This window comes from Rhodopseudomonas boonkerdii, assembly GCF_021184025.1.
In the GTDB taxonomy this organism is placed as follows: Bacteria; Pseudomonadota; Alphaproteobacteria; order Rhizobiales; family Xanthobacteraceae; genus Tardiphaga; species Tardiphaga boonkerdii.
Map to the genome: position 1 here is coordinate 3,394,881 of NZ_CP036537.1, position 13,543 is coordinate 3,408,423.

Below are 13,543 nucleotides of genomic sequence, written 5' to 3' on the forward strand. Positions count from 1 at the left end.
CAGCAGTTTCAGGCCTGGCGAGTTGGCGCGCTTGCTGCCGACCTCGATCGGCACCGATGGGCGTGCGGAGACCGTGATCGCCGCTCCACGCTTGGCGGCAGGAACTCCGCTCTCTTTCTGCGCGGCGATGACGCTCTCAAGGTCGGCAATGCTCTCGTCGAGTTGCTTCCGCAGCGCCTGCGCGTGAGCCACCCTGTCTGAGATCGAAGGCGGCCGCTTCTTGTTGCCGCCTCCCCGCGCCCTGAAGTCCTCGGACGGTTTTCCAAGCCCCCGAAGATGGATGTGCCGATACTTCTCTGCGTCCGCCATGCCGCCGCTACTCACACGTCTGGCGGCGCTGATTCGCCGCCTACTCGCGGTGGATGTTAGCCCGATCGCGCAACGCGCGACATAGGACTTCCGTGGTCAGCTCGCGCCCGTGGGCGATGACCGCGATGCGGCCGGCGTTCTCCGCCGCGGCGGCAAGATCCGCCTGACTGAGATCGCCCGTGAATGAATCGACTTCCTGCCAAGCGATTGCTTCCCGGTCGAACCTGAGCAAATTGTTGCGTAGCACCTGACGCGCCTCTTCGGGCGACGGGTTCGCATATGCGAAGGCCTCGTCGAAGCGGCGGAAAAGCGCCGCGTCCAGCAAGGATCGATGGTTGGTCGCTGCGACGATCAGGCTGAGAGACTGATCTTCTTCCAGGAACTGCAGGAACGAGTTCAGCATCCGGCGGGCTTCGCCGATATCGTTGTCGGCCCCGCGGCTGGAGGCCAGCGCATCGACTTCGTCGAAGAAGTAGACTCCGCGGGCGGTGTGCATGGCGTCGAAGATCAGACGGAGCTTCGCGGCCGTCTCGCCGAGAAACTTGGTGATCACGGCGTCGAGCCGGATTTTGAAAAGCGGAAGGCCGAGCTCGCAGGCCATGGCAGCGGCCGTCATCCCCTTCCCGGTGCCGGGCGGGCCCGAGAACAGAAATTTCCTGCGCGGCAGCATGCCCTCGGCCTCGAGCGTTTCGCGCTCGCGATGCTCCCGCACGACCCAAAGAATTCTGTCGCGCAGATCGCCGTTCACGACCAGGTCCGAGATGCGAACTTCGGGATAGGACGCCTTCACCAAGGAAGACAGTTCTCCCCTGGGTGCGGCGATCGGCACCGGACCGGCGCTTCGGCCGCCCGAGGCCTGATTGCGCACGCGTTGGACGAGGGTCTTGATCTCGTCGGCGACCTTGTTCTTTCCCGCCTTGTCGGCGTCGCTCGCGATGTGCTCCGCGATCGAAAGGAACTGTTGATTGTCCCCTGCCGCGTGGCTTCGGATCATGGCGAGTATCTGCTTGGAATTCGTCATGACGCTTCCTTTCCGGACGGCCCGTCCAGAGCGGTGGATATAATCTTCTGGGCTTTCGGAAACAGATTAACGAATTTACGCAATAAACGCAAATCGTTTTCGGAAACACCTCGGATCCATGATTCCACGTCAACGCCGAGTCCGTCCACGGGCTCTTTAGGCGGATTGACCAGCTTGTGGACACGTCGCTCGAGTTCTGCAGAAAACATCTGATCTTTCAGGGATCTACTGACTGTTGAGACATCCACCCTCAACAAGCGCGCTGCCTGTGAACAGTTCAAGCCAGACGCGGCCATCCAGTCTCTCAACTGCTGAGCCACGCCCTGTCGGTGCCGTTTCGGAGGTCTTCCAGCCATGTTTGTATTTATTGCATAAATAGTTGTTGCAAGCAATCCGGATCTTCGGCGACCAAGGCTCCCTGCCTGCTCCATCGCAGGATCTGCACCGGCCCCCTCGCCCAAACGCCAAATGCGACTCGACTTATGTTCTCTATATGTTCTAATTCATCACATAACCAATCACACTGCGAGTTGGCGGATGCCGTCCCCGAAACAGATGGAAAAGCTGGAGGCGGAGGCCGTCCGCAAACGGGCCTCGGCCCCGTCCGGCACGGAAAGCGCCGACATGCCGCCCGAATACTGGGACGCCGTCCTGAGCGACCCCAGTGCGGGCGCACGCTCGTCTGGCGGCGTCCCCGTTCAGCAGCGGCGGCTGTCCGAGATCCCTCGCCACGTACTCCGTGTCTCCTGCCGGCGCTGCGACCGCACCATCGAGATTCAGAAAACCGATGCGGTCCGCCTCTACGGCGAGCACGCGATCTGGAAAGATGTCGGTCAACGACTGCTCGACAACACGTGCCGCGAGCGGACGGGGCGTTACGAAGAAGACGGCTGCTGGCCGTCGTTTTCTTAATCCCGGCTTCGCCGGTCCGTAGACCCGTCCCCCACGATCGACCAAGCCGTGAACGGCGGCTTTCCCTGGCTGCAGATCGAGTACTCCCGCTGCAGGGCACCGAGTGAGGTCGACCTCGCCGCCCTGTCCCATCCGCCGACCACCTTCGTCCATGACCTCGCCAGCCGACTCCGCTGCCGGAAATGTGCCAAGGTGGGGCGGCGACCTGGAGCCACCCTGTTGCAGCTCGCACCGCGCCCCCGCCATCCATCGACGGATCCATGAATGTGTAACCTGTACTCGATGACCAAGAACCAGGCGGCCATCCGTCAGCTCGTCGCGGTCACGAAGGATGCGACCGGCAACTTACCGCCGCTGCCAGGCATCTTTCCCGACAAGATGGCTCCAATCGTGCGGAATGCCGATGGCGGTCGCGAGCTCGCGATGCTGCGCTGGGGCATGCCATCGTCATCGCAGGCGATCTTCAAGAAGGCGACCACGCGTGCCGAGAAGCTGGCGGCCAAGGGAAAGCAGTACGATTTCAAGGAGCTGCTGCGGCTGGAGCCCGACAAGGGCACGACCAACATCCGGAACACAACGAGCAAACACTGGAAGCGCTGGTTCGGCGTCGAGCACCGCTGCATCGTGCCGTTCTCGTCCTTCAGCGAGTTCAACAAGGATGCCGGGGGCGACATCTGGTTCGCGCTCGACGAGAGCCGCCCTCTCGTCTGCTTCGCCGGCCTCTGGACGAACTGGACATCGGTCCGGATCATCAAGGAAGGCGAGACGACCAACGACATATTCGCATTCCTGACGACGGACGCTAATGCCGAGGTGCATGCCGTTCATCCCAAAGCGATGCCCGTCATCCTCACCAAACCCGAGGAAGTCGACGTCTGGATGCGAGCCCCCTGGGACGAAGCCAAGGATCTGCAACGCAAGCTTCCCGATGGGTCACTCCAGATCGTGGCGCGGGGACAGAAGAAGGATGGGAGCGATGCGAATTAAGTGGATTGCCTTGCTCGCCTTGATCATGCCGACCGTCGTTGCGGCTCAGGACATCACGCAGCGTCCGGTACGCACCGAGAAGATCACCGGGACAACAACAGGCGTCGGACTCTACGAAGTGGCACCGGACGGTACCGTCCTCATCGATTGGCGCGCCGTCGAGGCGACCGCTGAAGGGCCGACCGATCGCACGCTGACGCCGGTCGCACAAATGATGCTGGCCATCCGGGACGGCAAATGGAAGCCGATGTCCCGTTGAATCAGGAAGGGCCTGCCGCAGCGCGCCAGCGCAAGATCATCCACATCGACATGGATGCCTTCTACGCGTCGGTTGAACAACGCGATAATCCGGAACTGCGGGACAAGCCCGTCGCGGTCGGCGGCTCCCGGGAACGCGGTGTCGTGGCGGCCGCGAGCTATGAAGCCCGCAGGTTCGGTGTCCGGTCGGCCATGCCGTCCGTGACCGCCAAGCGTCAGTGTCCGGATTTGATCTTCGTGAAGCCCCGCTTCGAAGTCTATAAGGCTATCAGCCAGCAGATCCGCGAGATCTTCGCCGAGCACACGCCGATCATCGAGCCGCTTTCGCTCGATGAGGCCTATCTCGACGTCACGGAGAACCTGCAGTCAATTCCGCTCGCCCGCGACATCGCCTTGGCGATCCGAGCGAAGATCAAGACGGAGACCGGGCTGAACGCCTCGGCCGGCATCAGCTACAATAAGTTCTTGGCCAAGCTCGCGTCCGACCATCGCAAGCCGAACGGACAGTATGTGATATCTCCGGAGATGGGACCGGCATTCGTCGAGACGCTCCCCGTCGGTAAATTCCATGGCATCGGTCCGGCGACCGCCGCCAAGTTCAATGCACTCGGCATCCGGACCGGCCTCGACATCCGCAATCAGACGCTGGCCTTCCTCGAAGCAAACTTCGGTAAGTCGGGCACATACTACTATTGGATCTCGCGGGGCATCGACGAGCGCCCCGTCCGCGCGAACCGCATCCGCAAATCGGTCGGTGCCGAGAACACGTTCTTCGAGGACCTGAACGATTTCGCAACCATGGCGACCGCCTTGACGCCACTCGTCGACAAGGTCTCGCGGCACTGCGAGACGACCGGCAACCGAGGCAGGACGGTGACGCTGAAAATCAAGTTCTTCGATTTCGAGATCATGTCGCGGAGCCGCTCTACCGAAGTCCCGGTCGGCACCCGCGACGATCTAAACCGGGCAGCGATTCAGTTGCTGAAGAGCGTCATGCCGCTGCCGAAGCCCGTCCGCCTGCTCGGCGTTTCGCTCTCGTCGCTGCAGCGGAACGATGACGAAGCCGAACAACTCGGATTGCAGATCTAGCGATGACCGATAGCACCGCCCCTATTTTCATCCTCACCGCCGAGCTGGACGCCGAAAGCTTCGCCTGGCTGGATGGCCTGCGACGAGCGCACTTTCCAGCGGAGCGGAACTTCCTGTCCGCTCATCTCACGATGTTTCATCGTTTGTCGCCGCTGCACATCGAGCGCCTATTGGCGATCCCGCTTCCGTCGGGTCCGATGAAGATCGCGTTCACCGGCGTCACTTTCCTTGGCTTCGGCAGCGCGATACGAGCCACCTCGGGCGAACTAGAGCGATTACGCGAAGAGTTGAAGGATGGCATGGGCGACGAATTTTCGCGTCAGGACGCACAACGCTGGTCACCCCACGTCACGGTCCAAAACAAGGTGCCGCCGGAAGAGGCCCGCGGCCTGTTCAGGACGCTCGACGACACGTTCACCCCACGCGACGGTGAAGCGCTCGGCTTGCTTGTCTGGGAGTATCGTGGTGGCCCTTGGAATCTGTCACATCGTCTTCCGTTCGCGCACCGGTAGGACACATGCTTAGCGACGGCAGCCTCAGGCGACTTTACGTTTGCGGGTCGAAGCCGCCTTCGCGCGAGATGGTTTCTTCGGAGTAGCGGGTTTCACGCTGGCGATCTGCCCCAGAGACTCGGCGATCAGTGCGCGTTGAGCGTTCAGCCAGAAGGCCTCAGAGCTACCGTCGGGACGGCCGGCATCATTCCACATGTGATAGGCGCGAACCCGGATAGCTTCTTCCATGTTCAACATCGACAACTCCTACTGCAACGCGCGAACGATGGATCGCCCCGATTAACAAACACCTACTGCGCAAATGAAACTTGGATGACCTGTCGCGTGCCCCCTCACGCGGGCCGATCCGACGATCGCAGGCAATTCTGGCGCATAATTCCCATGACCTTGCGGAAAGACGACACCTCTTCCGCTGTCGCCCCTCGGAAGATCAATTCGTCCGCAGCTCTACGCGTCGGGTCGCTCCGTAGTGCCAGCTCCCTGCCTCGTCGAGTGAGCGCGATCATCCTCCCGCGCATATCATTCTCCTTGGGCCGGCGTCGAACGAGTCCCACCGCCTCGAGTCTAGCGACCTGGGAACTGACGAACTGGCTCGATACCGACAGTGACGCAGCCAAGGCGCCCACAGCGACCGATCGCATTTCGAAAATCTTCAGAATCGCGCCGTACTGGAACGCCGTCACTCCCGCATCGCGCGCCGTGTGATGGCGCGTTCTCGCGACAATTCGCGAAACTTCGAGGAAGTCCCCGACGAGCTCACTCGCCGCGGAACCGTCTTTCTCCACCAACCTGTTCTCGCGGCCCTCGGTGCGCCGCGTAGACGTGTGTCCGACTATCGATTTCGAATCATAGCGTATACCGGGCTTCATCCTCTTTGTCCCTTCGGACTCGAGTTGACGACCTCCGGAAGCATACAGACATCGCCGATATCGGGCTGCAGTCCCGGCGAAGTCGCGGGGGGCGCACTCTTCGTGGACGACTTGGTAGAAGCGACTGGAGGGGTGTAAGGCGACGCCGAGCGGGTCCAGGTCTGTCCTCCACAAAGGACGCCCATGACGCACCCCTTGAGTGCGAGCTTGTCGGTCGTGTCTCCGGCTTTGATCGTTGACGTGTAGGACTTTCCGTTCTCGGCGTTATAAATCTTGCCTGCCCAACCATTCTTTCCGTCCGGCTTCATGTCGGAGAGAAGGACGATGCCGAGCGTCGGGCGCGAGCGTTTCGAAGCATCCGGGTTGTGCTCGTCGGTGCCGCCCGACTTCTTTTCCCACGCCAACGCTCCCCAGACGCGTCCGTCGCATTCGGCGATCCGGACCTTCGCGGAACCTCCTTCGACAAGCCAATCGCCCCTGACATCGCCAGCTCCGGCGAACGACGCGGGAATCACGAAGAGGAGAGACATCGTTAGACAAGTACGAAAGCTCATTTCGTGCTCCAAGATTTCAGATTTTCGCTGGCGCCTACCACCGGATTTCCGCTGCAAGCCCGTAGAGCCACCCAACCGTTCGCTACGGGCACCGCCGCCCTCAGCCAGACGATCCTCTGAACAAGATGACGTTCGCTGGATTGGAGCATGCGGTGGTCCTTGGTTTGTCTGTCCGGAGGTGCGCCTCCGGCAGGCGACCTGCCGGAGGCGCTTGGTGTGTCCACGAGGCCTCTGCATGAAAGCCCGTGGACGTCTTCCCTGCGCGAGGACACCCGCAGGAAAGATCGATCGGCCGGCGCGAGGCGGCACCGGCAAAGGTTCAAGTGGATCTGGCCACGGTGCGCGCGAACTGCGCACGACAATCCCGGCATTCGAAGCGCTGGACCTCGTAGTTGGTCCGGCGCGGATGCGGCCCGCTGCGATACAGGGCCATCTCACCGCTGCACTTGCCGCAGGCACGGCGATCGCCGATGTCCGCTCCAGAAATCTGTCGATTTGCCGCAATCGCCACGCTTCCCGATTTCCTCATTGGCCCGATGGCGTCCTCAGCCCGTGCCACGCATCGCGGACCTGCTGGTAGTGAACCTCTGGCAGATAGTCGGGCGTCTTCAAGCCGAGGGTCTGAACGTCGAGCCTTCCGACGGTGCTGAGTAGCGAATACGACGCGATCACCCTGTCCCGCTGCGCGCCGATCAGGCGCGCTTTCGCATTGATCAGGTCCTGCTGCGCATTCAACACTTCGACGATCGTTCTCTGGCCACCGGCGTTCTCGCGCTGGATGCCCCGAAGCGCCACCGCGGCCGCCTCAACCTCCGTTTCCGACGCCCGGACTGCAGTCTTTGCACCTTCATTCGACACCCAGGCGCCGACGGCGGCGGTGCGCGCCTGATTACGGGCCAATTCGAACACCATCCGGCTTTGGGTGGAGAGTTGCTTGGCCTGGCGCGTCTGAGATGCCGCCAACCCGCCGTCATAGATCGGTGCATTCAGTTGGCCGACGATCGACGCCTGATCGGTCCCGTAGGTACCGAGCGTGGGATCGTTCTGGCTCGACTTGCTCGCGCTACCTTGCAGGGTGATCGTCGGCAACAAGCTGCTTTCCGCGACTTTGATCGACGTCGAGGCCACGTCGACGTCGAAGCCGGCGGCCAACACGGCAGGATGCTGGCTGTAGGCCATCGTGACGGCTTCCTCCTGGCGCCGCGGGAGAAGCCGATCGATCGGCTGCGCCGGCGACAGCCGGGACGGCGGATTGCCGACTACCTGCGTGTAGGTAGCTTGGCTGACCGCGAGCGCGACTTCCGCGGCATTCAGGTCGGCCTGGCCACGCGCCAGACGCGCCTGCGCCTGCGACGTGTCCGTCGGCGTCACGTCGCCCGCGTTGAGGCGCTTCTGGGCGACATCCAAAGTCTCCTTCAGGGAGGCGACGTTCGCCCGCTGCGCCTCGACGAGGGACTGGTTCGCGAGGACGTTGGTGTAGGCGATTACAGCGTCGAGCAGCACGCCCTGCCCCACGTTGCGTAGCGCCTCGCGTCCTGATTTGACCTGGAACTCGGCAACACGCACGCTGTTGGCGGTCCGGTTGCCGTTGTACAGCGTCTGGGTCACGGTAAGCCCGATCGTCCAGGGCTTCAGCGTCGCCCCTTGGATGGTGTTGTCCACCATCAGGTTTCGCACTGCCTGCAGCCCGTAGCCGAGGGTGGCGTTGATCTGGGGCCGATAGCCCGCCATCGCCTGCGGGACGTTCTCATCCGTCGCACGCTGGCGGGCCCGCTCGCTGTTGAGAGCGGGGTTCGATTGATACGCCCGGACGAGCGCCTCGGAAACCGTCTCGGCGCGTGCCTCCGCAACCGCTGCACAACTGATGATCGCCATGCTGGCGGCGCCCAGAAGGCCGCTCCGGAACGTCGAGGCTCGCCTCTTCTGCGACAGAACGATCACTGCTTCGCTCCTCCGAATTTCGTGTACAGGGCGGGCAGTACGACCAGCGTCAGCAGTGTCGCCGTGATCAAACCTCCGATAACGACCGTGGCGAGCGGGCGCTGCACCTCCGCTCCCGTTCCGCTGGCGAGCGCCATCGGGACGAAGCCCAATGAAGCGACGAGCGCGGTCATGACGACGGGTCGGAAGCGCGTCATAGCCCCGTCCCGGACTGCCTCAAGGACGGACATGCCCTCCTCGACGTGGTGCCGGATCTGCGTGAGCATGACCAGACCGTTCAGCACCGCGACGCCCGACAGCGCGATGAAGCCCACCGCGGCCGAGATCGAGAACGGCATGCCTCGCAGCCAGAGCGCCGCGATACCGCCGGTCAGAGCCAATGGGACCGCGCTGAAGACGAGCAAGGCGTCCCTGAAGGAGCCGAGCGCGCCAAACAGAAGCAGGTAGATCAAGGCAAAACAGCCGGGTACCAGAATCATCAAGCGCTGGCGTGCGACCGTGAAGTTCTCGAACTGCCCGCCCCACGCCAGATAGCTGCCGGCCGGAAGCTTCACCTGCTCGGCGACCTTGGCCTGCACTTCCGTGACGAGCGAGCCGATGTCTCGGCCTCGAACCTCCGCGGTCGACACCACGCGCCGCTTGCCGTTCTCGCGGCTGATCTGGTTCGCGCCTTCGGTCAGTTCGAGGGCCGCGACGGTGCTGAGCGGGACCGAGGCTGTCGATCCGTTGGCGTTCGTCTGCGGCAGCGGCACCGGCAGATTGCGCAACGCATCGATATCGTTGCGGAGGCTGTCGTTGAGCCGGACGACGATCTGGAAGCGACGATCGCCCTCGAAGACGAGGCCCGCAGGCTTGCCACCGACCGCAGTCTCTATCAGATCCTGCACATCCGACAGATTGAGGCCGCGGCGGGCGATCTCACCCTTGTCTATCTTGATCTCGAGGAACGGCAGACCGGCGGTCTCCTCGACCTTGACGCTCTCCGCACCTTCGACCTTCCGCAAAACCTCGGAGATCTGCGCCGCGGTCCGCTGCATGGCGTCGAAGTCATCGCCGAACACCTTGACGGCAAGGTCCTCGCGCACGCCAGCGACAAGCTCATTGAAGCGCATCTCGATGGGCTGAGAGAAGCCAAGCTTGTTGCCGGGAAGCTTGCTGACCTCCGCCTCGATCTTCTTGATCAGATCCTCCTTGGTCATCGACGGATCCGGCCATTCGTCCTGCGCCTTCACGATGATGTAGGTGTCCGACGCGTTCGGCGGCATCGGGTCGGCCGCAAGGTCTGGCGTACCGGTGCGCGAGAAGACGAAGGCCACTTCGGGAAACTTGCTGACCAGCTTCTCGATCTGGAGCTGCATGGCCTGCCCTTGCGTGATCGAGGTGCTCGGAATGCGTTTCACTTCCATGACGATGTTCTTCTCGTCCAGGGTCGGCGTGAATTCCTGGCCGAGCCTCGAGAACAGCACCATCGCACCCACAAACATCAGCAGAGCGACCGTGGCGAACGCGCCCGGCCGCGCCACGGCCCGCATCAGCAGAGGTTCGTAACCGGTCTTCAGCCGGTGGACGATGAAGTTCTCCTTCTCCTGCACGGGCTTGGTGATCGCGATGGCGATTGCGGCGGGCACGAATGTCAGCGACATCACGAAGGCCACCGCCAACGCGATCATCACCGTCAAGGCCATCGGTTCGAAGGTCTTGCCCTCGACGCCGGTGAAGGCGAGCAACGGCGCGTAGACCAGGATGATGATGGCCTGGCCGTAGACCGACGGGCGGATCATCTCAATCGTCGATTTCGAAACGGTCTCCAGCCGCTCTTCGAGGGTCAACGCCCGCCCGAGCTCCTTCTGCCGTTCGGCGAAATGCCGCAGGCTGTTTTCGGCGATGATGACGGCACCATCGACGATGAGACCGAAATCGAGCGCGCCGAGGCTCATCAGGTTCGCACTGATGCGCCCCTCGAGCATGCCGGTCGCGGTGATCAGCATCGTGATCGGAATGACGAAAGCGGTGATCAGCGCCGCGCGGAAGTTGCCCAGCATGAGGAAGAGGATGGCGATGACGAGCAGCGCGCCTTCGGCCAGGTTCTTCGCCACCGTCTTGATGGTCGCATCAACCAATTGGGTCCGGTTGAGGACGGTGCGAGCGTAGACGCCCGGCGGCAGGGTCTTGTTGATCTCCTGGATCTTCGCATCCGCGGCCGCGGCGACCGTCCGGCTGTTCTCGCCGACGAGCATCAGAGCGGTGCCGAGAACGACCTCACGCTCGTTGGAGCTCGCGCTGCCCGTTCGGAGTTCCTTGCCGATCTCGACCTTCGCTACATCCTTGATGCGTACGGGAACGCCCGCGCGGGTCGTCACGACGATCTGCGCGATGTCTTCCATGTTCTCGACGCGGCCTGCCGCGCGGACGACCAGACCTTCGCCGTTCTGCTCGATGAAGTTTGCGCCGCGGCTCGCATTGTTCGCTTCGATGGATTTGATCACCTGATCGAAGGTCACACCGTAGCCGATGAGCTTCTGCGGGTCGGGCTGAACCTGGAATTGCTTGGTGAATCCGCCGATCGCGTCCGCGCCGGCGACGCCCTTCACCGTCCGCATCTGCGGCCGGATGATCCAGTCCTGCACGGTCCGCAGGTAGACGGTACGCGTGAAGTCGTCGGTCAGACGCTCGCCCTCCGGCGTCATGTAGCTGCCGTCGCTCTGCCAACCGGGACGCCCGTCGCGCACCGGCGCCGTCGCACCGGGCTTTTCGTATTCGACCGCCCACCAGTAGATTTCGCCCAACCCCGTCGATACCGGCCCGAGGCGCACATCGACGTTCGGGGGCAGCAGCGACTTCGCGTCGTTGAGCCGTTCGGTCACCAATTGCCGGGCGAAGTAGATGTTGGTCTTGTCGGCGAACACCGCGGTGATCTGCGCAAAACCGTTGCGCGAGAACGACCTCATGGAATCCATGCCGGGGATACCCGACAGCGCGGTCTCGAGCGCGACCACGACCTGTTTCTCGATCTCGAGCGGTGTGAGGGCGGGCGCTACAGCGTTGACCTGCACCTGAACGTTGGTGACGTCCGGAACGGCATCGATCGGCAGTTTCGTGAGAGCCCACATGCCCGTGCATGCGGCCAGGAGAACAGCAATCAGGACGAGCCAACGGCGCTGGACGGAAAAATCTACGATACGCTCGATAAACATCAGTCTTCGTCCGTCGGCTTGGCAAGCTCGGCCTTGAGTGCGAAAGTGTTGGAACTCGCGATACGCTCCCCCGCGCTCAATCCGGAAACGATCTCGACGACGTCGCCATCACGCTGGCCGACGACGACATCGCGCTTCTGGAAGCCGTCCTTGACGCGGACGAAGAGCGCCTTCCGGCCCGAGATGTTCTGGATGGCGCTGATCGGTACGACGACGGACGCCTGTTTCTCCTCCACGGCGATCGCCGCAGTTACAAACGCGCCCGGGCGCCAGGCCCGTTTCGGGTTTTCCAGGACGGCGACGACGCGGGCTCCACGGGTCTCCTTGTCGAGCAGTGGATTGACGAAGATCACTTTTGCCGTGCCCGTCTGCGCCGATCCCGCCACCGTTATCCGGACGCTCTGGCCCTCGCGTACGTCAATGATATCGGCCGAGCTGACCGTCATCTCGACCCACACGTTCGCGAGATCGACCATAGTGAACATTTCGGTGGACTGACTGTCGCGCCCGACCGCCGCGCCGAGTTCGACCTTTCTTTCGACGACCCGCCCCGAAATGGGCGCGCGGACATACTGAACACGCAGCGTTCCCTCAGGCGCGGCGGCGATCGATGCGATCTCGCTCTCCTCGAGCCCGAGCGCCAACAGCTTCTGCCGTGCTATGTCGAACCGCATGTGCGATTGAGCCGCGGCGCTGCGGGACTTGATGTACTGCTGCTCGGGAATCGCGCGTCCCTCGAAAAGACCCTTGTCGCGCCCGGTCAGGTCCTGCTGCAGGTCGTCGGACAGCTTGGAGGCGAGATACTCGCTGCGGGCCTCCGCCACCTCCCGGCTTTCGATCGCACCGAGAACCTCGCCCTTGGCGACCTCGTCGCCGATGTTCTTGCGGAGCTCGGACACCGTTCCGGCGAGCTTGACCGTGACGCGGGCCACTCGGTCTGCGTCCGGAACGATGACGCCCGGGACGACGAGTCTCTTTGCGACCATGCCGGCGCGCGCCGGCGCCAGCTCGATCTGGGCCAACTGCATGCGCTCGGCATCCATCGCAAGATCGACCTTAGCTTCGGTCGATGCGGGCTTCTGCTCCTGCTGCGCGACCGGAGCCTTCTCTTTGCCGGCCCCACCGAACAGTCTCGGCCCGAGACTCGCGACGCCGACGCCGGCGGCGAACACCAGCGCGATGCCTGCGAACCTGGAAACTTTACTCGTCATCGTCTTGCTCCGGATCTCACCGTCAGAGGTAGCGTGAGATCGATTTGAATTCGGCCATCGCGGCCTTGTCGGGCTTCCCGTCCGTGCCGTTCGTCGCCGCATCGAGACAGTGGTCGATGTGATCGTGAATGAGCGAGCGCTTCGCCTCGCTTACGGCCTTCTCCACCGCGTGCAGTTGCTGGGCGAGATCGAGGCACGACCGCTCCTCCTCGAACATCTCGATCACTCGGCGCAGGTGCCCCTCTGCGCGCTTCAATCGCTTCACGATGTCCGGATGGCTTTCGTGGAGATGTTTACCGCTCATTCGATCATCCCCCCCACGGGAGGGCTCCGCATCTCTGCAAATCGCCAGAAAATCGGCGATTCTGGTTGATCCTATATAGGGGGATACCCTATATGATCGGGCATGTCGCACATCAGGTCGAGCAAGTCAAAGCTCTTCGCCCGCATCGGAGCGCTCAGACAAAAAATTGATGAGGTGGATGCGGCGGTCGAGCGCGACGCGAGTTCGCTGGAGATCCTGCAGCACGTCGAGATCGCGAGACGTGAACTCGGCGGCCTGACGGCGGATGTCGTCGAGGACGAAGTGCTGCCGATGATGGCGCGACGAAGAGCTGCGTTCGACACGATGAAGCCCGAGCGTCGACCGCGTTTTGTCGACCTCCTACGAAAGTACCTCAGGTAAG

General features: G+C 62.7%; 14 protein-coding genes and 1 pseudogene. 7 read left to right on the forward strand and 8 right to left on the reverse strand.

The window, feature by feature from the left end:
* Positions 1–349: 349 nt before the first annotated feature.
* Positions 350–1,177 (reverse strand): AAA family ATPase, encoded by an 828-nt coding sequence (locus tag E0H22_RS15465; protein ID WP_233021900.1) that lies wholly within the window; start codon positions 1,175–1,177, stop codon positions 350–352.
* Positions 1,178–1,867: 690 nt separating this feature from the next.
* Here E0H22_RS15465 and E0H22_RS15470 point away from each other — a divergent pair.
* The 6 genes and pseudogenes from E0H22_RS15470 (at position 1,868) to E0H22_RS15495 (ending at position 5,088) form a co-directional block, all read left to right on the forward strand.
* Positions 1,868–2,242 carry a hypothetical protein gene (locus tag E0H22_RS15470; RefSeq protein ID WP_233021901.1) on the forward strand — a complete coding sequence of 125 codons (375 nt, stop codon included), beginning with the start codon at positions 1,868–1,870 and terminating at the stop codon, positions 2,240–2,242.
* An 18-nt stretch (positions 2,243–2,260) separates the two neighbouring features.
* Positions 2,261–2,506, forward strand: a pseudogene (locus E0H22_RS15475) (hypothetical protein); the annotation flags it as partial.
* Positions 2,507–3,229, forward strand: coding sequence for an SOS response-associated peptidase (locus E0H22_RS15480; protein ID WP_233021902.1), 723 nt, complete (start codon positions 2,507–2,509; stop codon positions 3,227–3,229).
* Complete coding sequence (locus E0H22_RS15485) at positions 3,219–3,488, forward strand: hypothetical protein (protein ID WP_233021903.1); 270 nt, start codon at positions 3,219–3,221, stop codon at positions 3,486–3,488. Before E0H22_RS15480 ends, E0H22_RS15485 begins: the two co-directional genes overlap by 11 nt.
* Complete coding sequence (gene dinB, locus E0H22_RS15490) at positions 3,467–4,576, forward strand: DNA polymerase IV (protein WP_233021904.1); 1,110 nt, start codon at positions 3,467–3,469, stop codon at positions 4,574–4,576. Before E0H22_RS15485 ends, dinB begins: the two co-directional genes overlap by 22 nt.
* A gap of 2 nt (positions 4,577–4,578) precedes the next feature.
* Complete coding sequence (locus tag E0H22_RS15495; protein ID WP_233021905.1) at positions 4,579–5,088, forward strand: 2'-5' RNA ligase family protein; 510 nt, start codon at positions 4,579–4,581, stop codon at positions 5,086–5,088.
* 24 nt (positions 5,089–5,112) lie between these two features.
* Here E0H22_RS15495 and E0H22_RS15500 read toward each other — a convergent pair whose 3' ends face one another.
* The 7 genes from E0H22_RS15500 to E0H22_RS15525 form a co-directional block, all read right to left on the reverse strand.
* The gene (locus tag E0H22_RS15500; RefSeq protein WP_233021906.1) at positions 5,113–5,325 is read right to left on the reverse strand and encodes a DUF2934 domain-containing protein; all 213 of its coding nucleotides are present in this window, start codon (positions 5,323–5,325) and stop codon (positions 5,113–5,115) included.
* A 95-nt stretch (positions 5,326–5,420) separates the two neighbouring features.
* Positions 5,421–5,957 (reverse strand): MarR family winged helix-turn-helix transcriptional regulator, encoded by a 537-nt coding sequence (locus tag E0H22_RS26060; protein ID WP_430715156.1) that lies wholly within the window; start codon positions 5,955–5,957, stop codon positions 5,421–5,423.
* Entirely contained in the window at positions 5,954–6,511 is a 558-nt protein-coding gene (locus E0H22_RS15505; protein ID WP_233021907.1) for a DUF2147 domain-containing protein, read from the reverse strand. The genes E0H22_RS26060 and E0H22_RS15505 overlap by 4 nt, the downstream gene beginning before the upstream one ends.
* Before the next feature lie 525 nt (positions 6,512–7,036).
* Positions 7,037–8,386: a TolC family outer membrane protein gene (locus E0H22_RS15510; protein WP_233026379.1), complete on the reverse strand. Its 1,350-nt coding sequence runs from the start codon at positions 8,384–8,386 to the stop codon at positions 7,037–7,039.
* A 62-nt stretch (positions 8,387–8,448) separates the two neighbouring features.
* Positions 8,449–11,646, reverse strand: coding sequence for an efflux RND transporter permease subunit (locus tag E0H22_RS15515; protein WP_233021908.1), 3,198 nt, complete (start codon positions 11,644–11,646; stop codon positions 8,449–8,451).
* Complete coding sequence (locus tag E0H22_RS15520) at positions 11,646–12,818, reverse strand: efflux RND transporter periplasmic adaptor subunit (RefSeq protein ID WP_233021909.1); 1,173 nt, start codon at positions 12,816–12,818, stop codon at positions 11,646–11,648. The genes E0H22_RS15515 and E0H22_RS15520 overlap by 1 nt, the downstream gene beginning before the upstream one ends.
* 61 nt (positions 12,819–12,879) lie before the next feature.
* On the reverse strand, positions 12,880–13,161 hold the full coding sequence (locus E0H22_RS15525; RefSeq protein ID WP_233021910.1) for a metal-sensing transcriptional repressor: 282 nt from the start codon (positions 13,159–13,161) through the stop codon (positions 12,880–12,882).
* Between the two features lie 102 nt (positions 13,162–13,263).
* On the opposite strand from E0H22_RS15525, the gene E0H22_RS15530 reads away from it, so the two are divergent.
* A complete protein-coding gene (locus tag E0H22_RS15530) occupies positions 13,264–13,542 on the forward strand; it encodes a metal-sensitive transcriptional regulator (protein WP_233021911.1) in 279 nt (92 codons plus the stop codon).
* Position 13,543: the final 1 nt, after the last annotated feature.

Excerpts from the sequence above, each read along its gene's own strand:
- E0H22_RS15470 (WP_233021901.1), top strand. The coding sequence starts at position 1,868 with ATGCCGTCCCCGAAACAGATGGAAAAGCTGGAGGCGGAGGCCGTCCGC.
- E0H22_RS15480 (WP_233021902.1), top strand. The coding sequence starts at position 2,507 with ATGTGTAACCTGTACTCGATGACCAAGAACCAGGCGGCCATCCGTCAG.
- E0H22_RS15485 (WP_233021903.1), top strand. The coding sequence starts at position 3,219 with ATGCGAATTAAGTGGATTGCCTTGCTCGCCTTGATCATGCCGACCGTC.
- dinB (WP_233021904.1), top strand. The coding sequence starts at position 3,467 with ATGGAAGCCGATGTCCCGTTGAATCAGGAAGGGCCTGCCGCAGCGCGC.
- E0H22_RS15495 (WP_233021905.1), top strand. The coding sequence starts at position 4,579 with ATGACCGATAGCACCGCCCCTATTTTCATCCTCACCGCCGAGCTGGAC.
- E0H22_RS15500 (WP_233021906.1), bottom strand. The coding sequence starts at position 5,325 with ATGTTGAACATGGAAGAAGCTATCCGGGTTCGCGCCTATCACATGTGG.
- E0H22_RS26060 (WP_430715156.1), bottom strand. The coding sequence starts at position 5,957 with ATGAAGCCCGGTATACGCTATGATTCGAAATCGATAGTCGGACACACG.
- E0H22_RS15505 (WP_233021907.1), bottom strand. The coding sequence starts at position 6,511 with ATGAGCTTTCGTACTTGTCTAACGATGTCTCTCCTCTTCGTGATTCCC.
- E0H22_RS15510 (WP_233026379.1), bottom strand. The coding sequence starts at position 8,386 with ATGGCGATCATCAGTTGTGCAGCGGTTGCGGAGGCACGCGCCGAGACG.
- E0H22_RS15515 (WP_233021908.1), bottom strand. The coding sequence starts at position 11,646 with ATGTTTATCGAGCGTATCGTAGATTTTTCCGTCCAGCGCCGTTGGCTC.
- E0H22_RS15525 (WP_233021910.1), bottom strand. The coding sequence starts at position 13,161 with ATGAGCGGTAAACATCTCCACGAAAGCCATCCGGACATCGTGAAGCGA.
- E0H22_RS15530 (WP_233021911.1), top strand. The coding sequence starts at position 13,264 with ATGTCGCACATCAGGTCGAGCAAGTCAAAGCTCTTCGCCCGCATCGGA.